Annotated in this window: 9 protein-coding genes; 2 read left to right on the top strand and 7 right to left on the bottom strand. The window is 64.8% G+C overall.

Annotated features, from left to right (window positions below; translation table 11 throughout):
* Positions 1-232 precede the first annotated feature (232 nt).
* Positions 233-2,503 carry an LTA synthase family protein gene (locus AB5Y50_RS04995; RefSeq protein WP_104452772.1) on the top strand — a complete coding sequence of 757 codons (2,271 nt, stop codon included), beginning with the start codon at positions 233-235 and terminating at the stop codon, positions 2,501-2,503.
* A gap of 479 nt (positions 2,504-2,982) precedes the next feature.
* On the opposite strand, the gene AB5Y50_RS05000 is transcribed toward AB5Y50_RS04995, so the two are convergent.
* The 6 genes from AB5Y50_RS05000 to AB5Y50_RS05025 form a co-directional block, all read right to left on the bottom strand.
* Positions 2,983-3,300, bottom strand: a complete 318-nt coding sequence (locus tag AB5Y50_RS05000; RefSeq protein ID WP_010674360.1) for a heavy metal-binding domain-containing protein — start codon at positions 3,298-3,300, stop codon at positions 2,983-2,985.
* 379 nt (positions 3,301-3,679) lie between these two features.
* Positions 3,680-4,972 (bottom strand): NAD(P)/FAD-dependent oxidoreductase, encoded by a 1,293-nt coding sequence (locus tag AB5Y50_RS05005; protein ID WP_041212859.1) that lies wholly within the window; start codon positions 4,970-4,972, stop codon positions 3,680-3,682.
* 74 nt (positions 4,973-5,046) lie between these two features.
* Positions 5,047-5,586 (bottom strand): alpha/beta hydrolase YcfP, encoded by a 540-nt coding sequence (gene ycfP, locus AB5Y50_RS05010; RefSeq protein ID WP_005331594.1) that lies wholly within the window; start codon positions 5,584-5,586, stop codon positions 5,047-5,049.
* A 184-nt stretch (positions 5,587-5,770) separates the two neighbouring features.
* Complete coding sequence (locus tag AB5Y50_RS05015; protein WP_104452771.1) at positions 5,771-7,579, bottom strand: M3 family oligoendopeptidase; 1,809 nt, start codon at positions 7,577-7,579, stop codon at positions 5,771-5,773.
* Positions 7,580-7,657: 78 nt separating this feature from the next.
* Positions 7,658-9,448, bottom strand: a complete 1,791-nt coding sequence (locus tag AB5Y50_RS05020) for a M3 family oligoendopeptidase (RefSeq protein WP_041212857.1) — start codon at positions 9,446-9,448, stop codon at positions 7,658-7,660.
* A gap of 169 nt (positions 9,449-9,617) precedes the next feature.
* Positions 9,618-10,529, bottom strand: a complete 912-nt coding sequence (locus AB5Y50_RS05025; protein ID WP_041212856.1) for a DUF808 domain-containing protein — start codon at positions 10,527-10,529, stop codon at positions 9,618-9,620.
* Between the two features lie 206 nt (positions 10,530-10,735).
* Between AB5Y50_RS05025 and AB5Y50_RS05030 the strand changes: the two genes are divergently transcribed.
* Positions 10,736-11,338 carry a DUF924 family protein gene (locus AB5Y50_RS05030; RefSeq protein WP_053288514.1) on the top strand — a complete coding sequence of 201 codons (603 nt, stop codon included), beginning with the start codon at positions 10,736-10,738 and terminating at the stop codon, positions 11,336-11,338.
* 54 nt (positions 11,339-11,392) lie between these two features.
* On the opposite strand, the gene AB5Y50_RS05035 is transcribed toward AB5Y50_RS05030, so the two are convergent.
* Positions 11,393-13,012 (bottom strand): methyl-accepting chemotaxis protein, encoded by a 1,620-nt coding sequence (locus AB5Y50_RS05035; protein ID WP_109422398.1) that lies wholly within the window; start codon positions 13,010-13,012, stop codon positions 11,393-11,395.
* Between the last annotated feature and the right edge of the window lie 56 nt (positions 13,013-13,068).

The following is a 13,068-nucleotide window of genomic DNA, read 5'->3' on the forward strand; positions in this document are numbered from 1 at the left end:
ACTGAGAGACTAAACAGCGCCCCCCTCCCAGACCAGCAGCAAAGGCTCATGATGACGCTTTCATCACAGAATGAGTGCCCCTGGCGGATCGGGATCACAAATTGCTTCACTGTGCTCATCACGGAATATTCATCTTGTTGTCATTAAATTGACATCAAGGAACAAGCCACGCACCATCGGGTCAAAATAGAGGCAGTCGTCGCTGCCATGACCGCTCCAAGGATGAGCCCTTATGAATGCCCCCGTCACCGGCCACCGCCCCGCCTCCCAGCCCCTGGCCGGGCTGTTGCTGGGTCTGCTGACCGCCCTGCTGCTGCTGACCCTCGCCCTGCCGCTGCTCAACCCCGTCAGCTGGCTCGGGCGTGCCGCCCCCCTCATTCTGGGCCCGGCGGATCAGCCCATCGCGACCCTCAATCGCTACAGCCTGCTCTACAAAAGTGACAACCGGGGCTTCTATCTGGTGGTGCGCAGCCAGTGGCAACTGCTCAAACCCCTGCAGGAGGGGGACAAGGTACGGGTGGAGCTGCTCAACGACAAAGGGGTACGCATCGATCAGCTGAGCCAGGCGGTGGACAAGCGCCAGAAGTGCCGCAAGGAGCGCTGCACCCTGAGCCTCAACAGCGCCCTGCGCGCCCCCGACGACGCCCTGGACAGCCGCTACCAGCTGCGCATCGGGCTGCTGCTGGCAGACAGGCCGGAGAGCGTCGAATACAGCCAGATCCTCCAGACCCTGCCGGAGCGCGGTTTCAACCTCCTCTACCTGATGACCAGCCTGCTGCTGGTGCTGCTGGTGAGCGCCGCCGTGCTCAAGGCCCTGCTGCCGCGGCTGCGCCGAAGCTACCGCGCCCGGGTGGCAGGCAGCCTGCTGCTCGGCAACCTCACCTTCGTGCTGCTTCACGGCTTCGTGGTGTTCAAGCTGGGGGAATTCCTGTTCTGGTCGGGCTTTCGGCCAGAGCACTACTACCTCGCCTGGGGCAGCATGGTGCTGGGCTGGAGCCTCTGCGCCCTCGCGGGCTTCAGCCTCTATATGGGGCTGCTCTTCACCGCCCTCTCGGGCATCGGGCTACTCGCCAACTTCATGAAGATCGCCATCTACGGGGTGCCGCTGGGGGGGGACGATCTGGGCAACCTGCTGGCCCTGCTGCACATCCTGCTCGATCAGCACCCTGTGGTGCCGGTGCTCGTCGTGCTGGGGCTCCTCTTTCTGGTGTGGCGCTTCGCCCTCTCTCGCTGGATCCTGCGGGGCTTGCTGCGCACCGCCGCCGCCACCGCCGCCTTCTTCGCCCTCTGCGTGTTCGCCACCCAGACCGGCAACAAGCTGCTCGGGGCCAACATCCGCTACGTGGACAGGGCGGTGAACTACCACAGGGACATCATCCGCGCCGGCCCCGGCCTCTACCTGTTCAACCTGGTGGACGAGATGCTGCAAAGCGGCAACGTGTTTCGCTACCCCTTGCAGATCAACGAGCGCACCCCGGAGCTGAGCCTGCCCGCCCAGCCCAGGGCTCCCCGCTTCGATCTGGTGATCGTGCTGCAATACGAGTCACTCTGGCTTGACTGGCAGGGCCGTCTCTGCGCCCCCGCCCCCACCTTGAGCCTGCCCGCCAGCGTGGCCCAATGGCGCAAGACCATCCACTCCCCCACCACGGGGGGCATGACGGTACTGGCGGAGTTCGAGATGAACACCGGCCTGCCGGTGGGCCTGCTCAAACAGGGGGTGGTGCCCTACTACTACCTCTCGGACAAGGTGCCCGGCCTTGCGCGCAGCGCAGCCCAGAGCGGCTACCAGACCCTGTTCGCCCACCCCTATGTGGAGAAGTTCTGGGGCCGCGCCAAGGCGATCCCGGCCCTCGGCTACCAGGAGCGCTGGTTCGATACCCGCTTCACCGCCCTCGAGCACAAGGGGCTCTACATCTCCGACGATGCCCTCATCGATCACCTGCTCAAACGCAGCAACCAGGACGATCAGCCCCTGTTCGCCTACGCGGTCACCATGCAGGGGCACGGCCCCTTCGACGGGGATCGCTACCGGGCCCAGCAGCGCAGCGGCGCCTGCCCGGATCAGAGCCCGGCGGATACCCAGTTGCTCAACACCTACTACACCGGGGTGGTGGATGCCATGGCCTCCCTGGAGCGGCTGCTCAAGACCCTGGACAGCTCCGGCAAGCGCTACCTGGTGGTGGCCTTCGGGGACCACCAGCCCTTCCTGATGTCGGCCGGCAAGGGCATCCACGGCGCCAAACCGCCACGGGATGCCAGCTACCAGATCCCCATGATGGCCTTCACCCGGGCCGGGGACGGGCTGGATCTCGCCCGCCAGTTCGACCCGGTGCGCCAGCTCTACCAGATGGGGCAGGCCACAAGGCAGCTGCTGGCGGGGGACCTCACCCCCATCCGTGACCAACCCCTGCTCCACCCGGTGCTCGGGGAGGAGAAAGGCTTCGACCCCTCCCCCCTGGTGCCGCAGATCCGCGCCAGCTTCCGGCCCGATGCATTGCCCTGATCGATTGAGACACGAGGGACACAGATCCTTGCAACACCTTCCGGCCCGATGCCCTGCCCTGAGCCGCAGCGAAATAGCAGACGACAAAGAGGTCGCCCGGGCGACCTCTTTTTATGGGCGGGATGCGAGTACAGTGCCGCCTGCACCTCGCCATGTTCGTCCCGACCTGGGCTCTACGACCCCTGACAGGTCATTTTTTGTTTAGATATATCAAACGATAACTCATTATCGAATAGTAAAATTGAACAACTTTGCCGACCTTCAGGCCCTGTGCCCCCCCATGTTCCCGCACCTTCTCCGGGCCGGGCCGCTTTTTCTCTCATTCCCGACCAGCCCAGAACCATCGGGGCATTCGATACGTTCAGGCCTTGAGCCCCACTCACTTGCACCCACCTTTGCGCGCCACACCCGACAAAAAGCCGACCTCGAGGTCGGCTTGTGACGGGGCGTTTGGCCATGCAGGGCCGGGCACTGGCGGGCTAGATCACCACGGCGGTGCCGCTGATGCTGACCATCAGCATGCTGCCATTCTGGCCCACCACCTCGTAGTCGATGTCGATGCCCACCACGGCGTTGGCCCCCAGCGCCTGGGCACGCTCCTTGAGCTCCTCGAAGGCGATCTCCCGGGCCCGGGCCAGCTCTTTTTCGTAGGCGCCGGAGCGACCGCCGATGATGTCGCGGATGCCGGCGAACAGATCCTTGAAGATGTTGGCGCCGAGGATGGCTTCGCCCACGACGATGCCGCGGTACTCGCGAATGGTCTTGCCTTCCAGGGTGGGGGTGGTTGAGAGGATCATGAGGTCTCCTGTGAGTTGGGCTGGGTGCGCGAAGCACCGTTGCCGTCATGGTAGCAAGGCGCTGGCCAAAGCATAAGCCCGGCGTGGTCAGGGGCTTCAAGCACAGCGTCCGCCAGGTTCATCAAGGAGCCATCCATAGGGCCTGTGTCGTGCCACTTTCCCCCGCACAGCGACCTTGGGCTCCGGTGCTGGGGAGAGGGCTTCCGGGCCACGATGAAAGCGGGGCCTTGATGATGCAGACACGACGGCAGCTGCACCGGCCCTCTGCGTCTTCGCCCTGAACGGCGGCAGGCGCTGCCAGGAGCGCCCCGCGTCGGCCATAAAAAAAGGAGAGGCAAGCCTCTCCTTTCTGATGTTCGCAGCGGCAGCCGCCATGCACTCAGTGCAGCTTCATGCTCGGGCGCAGCACCCGGTTGATGCGGCCCACCAGCATGATGAGGCCGGTCTTGATGTAGCCGTGCAGGGCGACCTGGTGCATCCGGTAGAGGGAGATGTAGACGATGCGCGCGATGTAGCCTTCTACCATCATGGAGCCGCGCATCAGGTTACCCATCAGGCTGCCCACGGTGGAGAAGCGGCTCAAGGAGACCAGGGAGCCGTGATCGTGATAGCGGTAGGGCTTCATCTCGCCGCCGTTCATCTTGGCCAGGATGTTCTTGAACGCCTGGGTCGCCATCTGGTGGGCGGACTGGGCGCGGGGCGGCACGAACTTGCCGTCCGGCTGCGGGCAGGCGGCGCAGTCGCCGATGACGAAGATGTTCTCGTCCCGGGTGGTCTGCAGGGTCTCGTGGACCACCAGCTGGTTGATGCGGTTGGTTTCCAGGCCCGCGATCTCCTTCATGAAGTCCGGCGCCTTGATGCCCGCGGCCCACACCATGAGGTCTGCTTCAATCAGCTCCCCATCCTTGGTGTGCAGGCCCTCGGCGGTCGCCTCGGTGATCATGGTGGCGGTGCGCACGTCCACGCCCAGCTTCACCAGCTCCTGATGGGCGGAGCCGCTGATGCGCTCCGGCAGGGCCGGCAGGATGCGAGGGCCCGCTTCCACCAGGGTCACCTTCAGGCTGTCTGTGGTGAGGTTCTTGAAGCCGTAGGCGTAGAGCTGCTCCACCGCGTTGTAGAGCTCGGCGGAGAGCTCGACGCCGGTGGCGCCGCCGCCGACGATGGCGATCTTCACCTTGTCACCGGGCTGGTATTCGGTGGCGAACTGCAGGAAGCGGTTCATCATGCTGTTGTAGAAGCGGTGCGCCTGGGAGGGGCTGTCCAGGAAAATGCAGTGATCCTTGATGCCCTTGGTGTTGAAGTCGTTGGAGACCGAGCCGATGGCCATCACCAGGATGTCGTAAGCCACTTCCCGCTCGTTGACCACCAGGGCGCCGCTCTCGTCGTGGATGGGGGCCAGCACGATGCGTTTCTCGTCGCGCTTGATGTCGGTCAAGCTGCCGAGCTGGAATTCGAAGCCGTGGTTCTTGGCGTGGGACTGGTAGCTCAGGGCATCGATGCCCGCATCCATGGAGCCGGTGGCCACTTCGTGCAGCAGGGGTTTCCACAGGTGGGTGCGATTGCGATCCACCAGGGTGATCCTGGCCTTGTTCTTCTTGCCCAGCTTGCGGCCCAGGCTGGTCGCAAGCTCGAGACCACCGGCGCCACCGCCTACAACGACAATATTCATCATGATGATTTTCCTTGGTTCCTCAAAACGAAAGGGAGCCATTGGCTCCCTAAAACGAAATCGGTTGACGTGATGGCTCAGGCTTCTTTGAAGGCCTTCATCCGTTGCAGATGGTGCGAGATGTTCTTGAACTTATGGGTCTCGCGCTCATCCCATACGATGTCGTAATAGTTCTTCAATTCACGTTCAGTGTCCCGATTATCGCGGATTTCATCCTGAACGGAAAGGATGCACAGGCAGTTTCCTGAATTTTTATTACGAAATTCGGTTACACACTTGGTGCCGATGTCCTCGTACTCTTCCGGCCTGTCGATCTTGCCCTGCATGTTCTCTTCCGGGTGCAGGTTGGGGTTGAAGACCACCTGCTTGATGCCGCACAGAAACCCGATCCGCTCGCTCCAGTAGCCACCCAGGCCCACGCCGCAGATGAGGGGTTTGGGATCGGTGCTCATGTCGAGCTGCTTCTTCACTTCCTTGAGCAGGTGGCTCATGTCGTGGCGGGGGTGAACCGTGCTGTAGTGCACGAAACGCACATCATCATCGATAAACTGCAACTGCAGCACTTTTTCATGATTGCCGGGGCTGGTGGCATCAAAGCCATGCAGATAGATGATCATGGACAAGACCTCAAAAACTGTGTCGGTTCTATCGAAACTACCCCAGCGACAGGGCCTTGCGCCACCAAAACATCCCACTTTCTTGCTTTGGATCACGCCCCTTCGGGCCACCAAACCGCGCGTCGGGGCGGCTGTGGCAGCGCCATGCCCCGGCGGGACATGGCGCAAACCTGGTCTGGCGAGGTTAACTGCCGCACTGGGCGAAGCGCGCCACCGCCGCTTCCACCAGGGCCAAGCTCCCCTGCCAGAAGGCGGGCTCGCGAATGTCCTGCCCCAAATGCCGTTCGACCAGCTCTTCGGCACTCATGCGACCTGTGTCTCGCAGCAGAGCGCGGTAGGCCTTCGCCACCCCCTCCTCCCCTGCGGCCTGGCGGCTCATCAGCTGCTGATAGACCCCGAGGCTGAACAGATAGCCAAAGAGGTAGGGGTAGTTGTAAAAACCGAAGCCCGCGATGGAGAAGTGCGCCTTGGCGGCCCAGAACAGGGGGTGATAGCGGTCAAGGCTCTGCTCGTACCAGCGCCCCCAGGCCTCGTCGGTGAGCCCCTTGAGCCGGGCCGACGACACATAGCCCTGCTCGCGCTCGGCCACCAGGGCCCGCTCGAAGTCGAAGCGGGCCGGGATGTTGACCAGGAAGGTGGCGGCGCCATCGGCATCCGCCCAGGCAATGGCCAGACGCTCCTCGGCGCTTCGGGCCTGCTCGTAGAGGGCGCTGCGCACCAGGGTCTCGGCGAAGATGGAGGCGGTTTCCGCCAGGGTCATGGGGTAGCTGCGCTGGCTCATGGGCAAGTCGCGGATGAGCCAGTTGTGCCAGGCGTGACCGAGCTCGTGGGCCAGCGTGATGACGTTGTCCATGGTGCCCGCATAGGTGATGAAGACCCGCGGCTCCACCGGCTCGGCAAACTTGGTGCAATAGGCCCCGGTGCGCCGGTTGGGGGTGGGGGCGGCATCAATCCAGCCGCGCTCGGCCATCATGCGGGCAAAGTCCCCCATCTCGGGGTCAAAGCGCGCGAAAGCCAGGGCGATGATGTCGACCGCCTCCTCGAAGGGGATCTCCCGGCGGCTGGCGGCAGGGGGCGGCACAAAGAGATCCTCCGGCCCCAGCACCTCGAGGCCGAGGTGACCGGCCATCAGCCCCAGGGCCCGCTGGCCCAGATGACGGGCCTGCCAGGTCTCCGCCATCAGGGTATCCAGGGTCGCCCGCTCGATGTGGCTCTGGTGGCAGGAAACGTCCAGGGCATCGAGGCGCCGGTGTTTGCCGCGCTGGCGCGAGAGCTCCAGGCGCCAGCCGTTGAGGGCGTTGAGGATGGCCGCCACCGTCTCCTGCTCCCCTTCCCAGCCGGCGCTGATGGCATCGAAGGCCTCTTTGCGCAGGGCCCGATCCGGGCTGGAGAGCAGGTTGCTCGCCTCCGCCAGCCCCATCTCGCGACCCGCGATCACCAGCCTTATCTTGCCCACCAGATCGTTGTAGAGGTTGCCCCAGGCGTGCAGGCCGTCGGTGCCAAGGCCGATGACCAGCTGCTCCGCCTCCACCGGCAACCGCTGATCCTGCAGGCGACGCTCGTGGCGCAGCCGGTACCCCTCCTCCCCGAGCAGGGGGTCGGCCATCAGTTGCTCAAACTCGGGCGCAGGCAGCCCCAGCATCAGATCTTCGATGGGGGCAAGCGTCTTGAACAGATCCGCATTGAGGGCACGGGCCCGGGAGGCAACCTGCTTGGCGAGGGGATCCCGGGCGTCCTGGCTCCCCTTGCAGGCCGCCAGCACGGCGATGTTCCAGCCGATGTCGCGAATGCGGCGGGCCCGCAGGCGTACCTCCCTGAGGAAGTCCTGCAAGGCGCCTGGGGTGCGAGGCACCTGGGCCAGTCCCTCGATAAAACCGCTCAGCTCGGCCAGGCTGGCGCGGGCCAGGCTCATGTCCGCCTCGAGGACACAGCTGTCGAGGGAGGGGTAGATGTGATCATTTTGCCACTGCTGTGGATAGACTCGTTGTTGCATCGAACGCTCATCGTCAGGGACGGGCCTGGCCCGTCGTGAAATCCAGGTGGCCAGAGCCACCACCTTCGCGTGCAGGCATCACACCAGCCGCTCGAGGCGCACCACCGCCTCTTCCACATAGCGCAGGCTCTCCTGCCAGAACCCGGGTTCGCGGATGTCGACCCCCAGGTGCTTCTCCACCAGCGCCTCGGCGCTCATGCGGCCGGTATCTCGCAGCAGGGCGCGATAGGCGGGCACAAACTCGCCCCCGGCCCGCGCATGCTGGGCATAGAGCCCCAGGCTGAAGAGATAGCCAAACAGATAGGGGTAGTTGTAGAACCCGGACTCGGCGATGGAGAAGTGACCCTTGCTGGCCCAGAACAGCTCGTCATACTGGCTGAGGGCGTCACCATAGCACTGCTGCTGCGCCGATTTCATCATCTCCCGCATCTGGCTCGCCCCCACGTAACCCGCCTCCCGCGCCGTCACCAGGGCGCGCTCGAAGGCAAAGCGGGCGGGGATGTCGAGAAGCAGGCTCGCGGCCCGCTCCCCGTCCAGCCAGGCGATGGCCCGGCGCTGCTCCACCTTGTCGGTGGCGGCCAGCAGGGCATCGCGCACCAGGATCTCGGCAAAGAGGGAGGCGGTCTCCGCCAGCGTCTTGGGGTAGCCCCGCTGTTCGAAGGGAAGATCCCGCAGCAACCAGCTGTGCCAGGCGTGGCCGAGCTCATGGGCCAGGGTGATGACGTTGTCCATGGTCCCCTCGAAGGTGAGGAAGACCCTTGGCTCGGGCGGATCGGCATACTCGGTGCAATAGGCGCCACTTCGCCTGTGCTCGCTCGGGGCGGCATCAATCCACCCCTTGTCGGCCATCATGCGGACAAACGCCCCCATCTCGGGATCGAAGGCGGCAAAGGCCTCCATCACCAGATTCAGCGCCTGCTCGAAGCCGAACTTGCCGTGCACGGCCTGGGGCGCCGGGGCAAAGAGATCCCAGGGGGCGAAGTCGGTGATCTGCTGGGCACAGGCCATGGCCCTCAAGGCGCGGCGCCCGAGCTCCCTGTGCTCCCCGGCCGCCGCCATCAGGGTCTCCAGGGTCGCGCCCGTGATGTGCTCCTGATGGCAGGTGACCTCGAGGGCATCCAGCCTGCGCCCCTTGCCACGCTGGCGGCCGAGCTCGTTGCGCCAGCCGTTGATGGCGTTGAGAATGGCGGTCACCGTCTCCTGCTCCGCCTCCCAGGCACCCTGGATGGCGTGCCAGGCACTGGCGCGCCGCGCCCTGTCCGGGTGGGCGAGCAGGTTGTCCGCCTGGGCAAGCCCCATGGGCACCCCCTCCACCACCGGCAGCAGCCGCCCCACCAGGTTGTCATAGAGATCCCCCCACCCCTGCAGGCCGTCTACCGCCAACCCCTCGATGAGCTGCTCGCTCTCGAGCGAAAGCCACTGATCCTGCTGCGCTCTGTCGTGATGGATGTGGTAGGCCAGCTCGAAGAGTTCGGGATCTTGCAGCAGGGTGCGCACCAGTGACTTGGGGGCGCGAACCCAGAACAGGTCCACCGGCTTGCTGCGCTGGGCCAGGGTCGCCTCCAGCTGCTGGCCCCGGGAGAGCAGTACCCGGGCCTCCTCGTCGCGCCCGTTCTGGCTCAGCCGGTTGTAACCATAGACCTGACTGTTCCAGGCCAGGCTCTTCACCCCGTTGGCCTCGCGGCGGATGGCCCGCAGCAGGTGGCGCAGGGCATTGGCATCCGCAACGGGATGGGCGGGATCCGGCAGGTCCGCCAGGAGGGCGTCAAGCCGGGTGAGGGCGCGGGCAGCCTCCTGGAAGGCGGCCTCGATGGCAGGATCGTCGGGGGCGGCATAGATGTGATCATCTCGCCAAACGGGTGGTTTCATGGTTGTCCTTGTCTGTTTGCGTCCATATCGGGTCACCCCGCCTCTGCGGGCGGGTGAAACCGGATAGTACGAAGGGGGCCAGGCACTTGCCTAGCCCCCATTCGAGGCAACCGGCAGAAGAGCGCCCCCGGGTGCGACGGCCCCTGTCGGCCCTCCCCCGACAAGCGACCTATTTGGCGGGCTGAAGCTTGCTCACCAGGGTCATGGCCACCACCAGCACCAGCCCTGCCACCACGCCGGCCAAGGCGCTCAGCAGGGTGGGCGTCACCACGGCCAGTACCCCGCCGACCCCGGGCAGAGCGGCCACCGTGTCCGCCGTCCCTTCGATGAGATGATGGAGGAAGGGCCAGCCATGGACCAGAATGCCGCCGCCGACCATGAACATGGCGATGGTGCCCACCAGGGCAAGCAGGTGCATCAGACGGGGCGCCGTCACCAGCAGCCCCTGCCCCACCGCCCGGCGCACGGCGCCGCCATCGGGCTTTTGCAGCAGGTGCAGACCGATGTCGTCGAGCTTGACGATGAGCCCCACCAGGCCATAGACCCCGACGGTCATCAGCAGGGCGATGCCCGCCACCACGGCGATCTGCAGGCCCAGGCTCGACCCCTGCACGGTGCCGAGGGCGATGACGATGATCTCCGCCGAGAGGATGAAATCGGTGCGAATGGCCCCCTTTACCTTCTGGCGCTCATAGGCCGCCAGATCCTCGGGCACCGGCGCCGCCTGATGCGCCTCTTCCTCGTGGGGCAGGAACTTGTGGACCAGCTTCTCCGCCCCCTCGAAACAGAGGTAGGCCCCCCCCAGCATCAGGAGCGGGGTGATGAGCCAGGGGATAAGAGCACTGATGGCGATGGCGGCAGGCACCAGGATGAGCTTGTTGCGAAACGACCCCTTGGCCACCGCCCACACCACCGGCAGCTCACGCTCGGCCCGCACCCCGGAGACTTGCTCTGCATTGAGGGCGAGATCGTCCCCCAGCACCCCGGCCGTCTTCTTCGCCGCCACCTTGGTCATCAGGGCGACATCATCGAGCACGCTGGCAATATCATCGAGCAGGGTCAACAAACTGGCTCCGGCCATATCTGGCATTCCTTCTATTGAGTGGGACACATCCGGGCTGCCCCGGTCAGGGTGATGAGGGGGTCAGGGGACCACGGGCCCATCCGGGGATCACCCTTTGGGGCAAAAGATGGCACAGTGTAACGGGAAGCCGCCACGGCGGCAGCCCCCCATGGCAGATCCCCTGCTCCGTTTTCACCTCACGGCCACCGGCCCAAGGAGTTCCCATGCAACCCTGGCAACCTCTGCTCGATTTCTGGTTTGGCGATGACGCAGACGACGCTCCCCGTGCCGCCCGTCAGGCCCCCCTCTGGTGGGGCAAGAGCAGCGAGACCGATGCCCTGCTGGCCTCACGCTTCGGCGAACTGGCGGCCCGTGCCGCAGCGGGCGAGCTCGCCCGTTGGGAGGACGATCCCGCAGGGCGCCTGGCCCTCATCCTGCTGCTGGACCAGCTGCCGCGAAACCTTCACCGCCACACCCCCGCCGCCTTCGCCCAGGACGACAAGGCCAGGGCGCTGTGCCTCAAGGGGCTCACCCTCGGGGTCGACAAGGGGCTCTCGCCGCTGGCCCGGGTCTTCTTCTATCTGCCCCTCGAGCACGCGGAGTCCAAAGAGCAGCAGGCCAGAAGCGTCGCCCTGTTCGAGGCCCTGGCCGACGAGCAGGCCACAGACCCGGCCCGGACCACCTTCGAAGGCTTTGCCGACTTTGCCCGCCGCCACCAGGTGATCGTCGATCGCTTTGGCCGCTTCCCCCACCGCAACGCCATCCTGGGCAGGGCGAGCACGGAGGAAGAGGCCGCCTTCCTGCAACAGCCCGGTTCGGGGTTCTGACATAAAAAAATCCCCGCCATGGGCATGGCGGGGAGAGAACAACCGATCCGCACCTCACTGGATGCGATAGCGGGAGATCTGCTGGTGGATATTCTCCGTGGTCACGTTCAGCTCCTCTGCGGCGGCGGAGGTCTCCTCCGCCGTGCTGCTGGTCTGCTGCACCACCTGGGCTATCTGCTCGACCTGGAGGGCGATGGATTCCGCCGCCGAGGTCTGCTCGCGGATGGCCAGGGTGATCTCGCCGACCTGATCCATGACGCGATGGGAGGCCTGGCGGATCTGGGTGATGATGGCCCCGCTTTCCGTCGCCATGGCCACCCCTTGCGCCACCTTCTCCTCCACCAGGACCATTCTGGCCACCGTGGCCTCGGACCCTTGCTGGATAGCCTCCACCGTCCTTGAGATCTCCTGGGTCGACTGGGCCGTCCGCTCCGCCAGCTTGCGCACCTCGTCGGCGACCACCGCAAAGCCGCGTCCCTGCTCACCGGCCCGCGCCGCCTCGATGGCGGCGTTGAGCGCCAGCAGGTTGGTCTGCCCCGCCACATCGTTGATGACGTTCACCACCCCACCGATGCGGGAGATCCCCTCCCCCAACGCCGTCACATCGCGGGAGGCCTGACGAATGGCGTCGGCGATGTCGTTGATGGCGAGCACAGTGCGCTCTATGGTGGCCCCGCCGTCACTGGCGAGCTTGCCGGATTCATTGGTGATGCGGCTGGTCTCCTGGGTGCGCTGGGAGATGTCCGTGATGCTCACGCTCATCTCCTCCACCCCGGCGGCGATAAGGCTGGTGGCGTCATTGGCCTGACTCGCCGACTCCGCCATGTGCTGGGCCGCCTGGGAGAGGGACTCTGCCGTGCTCTTGATCTGCAGGCTGCCCACTGAGAACTCGGTGAAGGTCTGCTGCAAGGTGTCCAGCAGGCGGTTGACCGCCGTCAGCGTCTGGCCGATCTCGTCCTGCTGGCTCACATTGGCCCGCAGGGTGAAGTTCAGGTCGCGCTGGATCTCGGACAGGGTCGCCATGGCCAGACGGAGGGGATTGGCGACCTGCCTGAACAGCCAGAGAAAGAGCACCAGCGTGAGGGCACCCGCGCCCACCGAGATGAACAACAGGGCCTGCATGCTGCTATCGGCATTCTGCTCGCCTCGCAGCTTGACGGCGTCACCTTGCTGGATGTTGAAGTGGACGTGCTTGTCGATGGCCTGGGAAAGCTGCTCAAACAAGGGGGCAAGCTCCTTGTCGATCGCCTCTCTGGCCTCCACATTCTTGTTCTCGCGGGACAGGCGCAGGACGTCTTCAGAGGCCTTGCCGTACTGGGCAACCAGGCGCCGATCATCGGCGACGAGCTGCCTGTCCTCCTCATTGGAGATCATCCCGCTTTCATACTGGCTCAGCAGGGCGTCCATCTTGGTGTGAAGGGATGCAATGCTCTGCTCTATCTGACTCATCTTGCTGTCGTCGGTGTTGAGCACGTGCGCCTGGATCAATGAATGCAGGGCGTAGAAGTCTGTTTGTATCTCCTTGATCGTGGAAATGCTGGGGACTGTGTTGTCTGTTACATAGCTGAGATCCGCATTGGCGGAGGAGAGTCTGCTGATACTGAACCAGCTGAGACACCCCAGGGCCAGCATGACCAGCAGGGCAATGAGTTGAAGCCGACGAGCGATATTCATGAGTGCTTACTCCATCCATAGACTCCCTGCCAGGGTAGCCGATGCGGGCCCCGAAA

It is taken from the genome of Aeromonas sp. s6 (assembly GCF_040907815.1).
In the GTDB taxonomy this organism is placed as follows: Bacteria; Pseudomonadota; Gammaproteobacteria; order Enterobacterales; family Aeromonadaceae; genus Aeromonas; species Aeromonas caviae.

Bases quoted from the DNA above. Each gene is read 5' to 3' on its own strand.
- AB5Y50_RS04995 (WP_104452772.1), top strand. From the start codon at position 233: ATGAATGCCCCCGTCACCGGCCACCGCCCCGCCTCCCAGCCCCTGGCC.
- AB5Y50_RS05000 (WP_010674360.1), bottom strand. From the start codon at position 3,300: ATGATCCTCTCAACCACCCCCACCCTGGAAGGCAAGACCATTCGCGAG.
- AB5Y50_RS05005 (WP_041212859.1), bottom strand. From the start codon at position 4,972: ATGATGAATATTGTCGTTGTAGGCGGTGGCGCCGGTGGTCTCGAGCTT.
- ycfP (WP_005331594.1), bottom strand. From the start codon at position 5,586: ATGATCATCTATCTGCATGGCTTTGATGCCACCAGCCCCGGCAATCAT.
- AB5Y50_RS05015 (WP_104452771.1), bottom strand. From the start codon at position 7,579: ATGCAACAACGAGTCTATCCACAGCAGTGGCAAAATGATCACATCTAC.
- AB5Y50_RS05020 (WP_041212857.1), bottom strand. From the start codon at position 9,448: ATGAAACCACCCGTTTGGCGAGATGATCACATCTATGCCGCCCCCGAC.
- AB5Y50_RS05025 (WP_041212856.1), bottom strand. From the start codon at position 10,529: ATGGCCGGAGCCAGTTTGTTGACCCTGCTCGATGATATTGCCAGCGTG.
- AB5Y50_RS05030 (WP_053288514.1), top strand. From the start codon at position 10,736: ATGCAACCCTGGCAACCTCTGCTCGATTTCTGGTTTGGCGATGACGCA.
- AB5Y50_RS05035 (WP_109422398.1), bottom strand. From the start codon at position 13,012: ATGAATATCGCTCGTCGGCTTCAACTCATTGCCCTGCTGGTCATGCTG.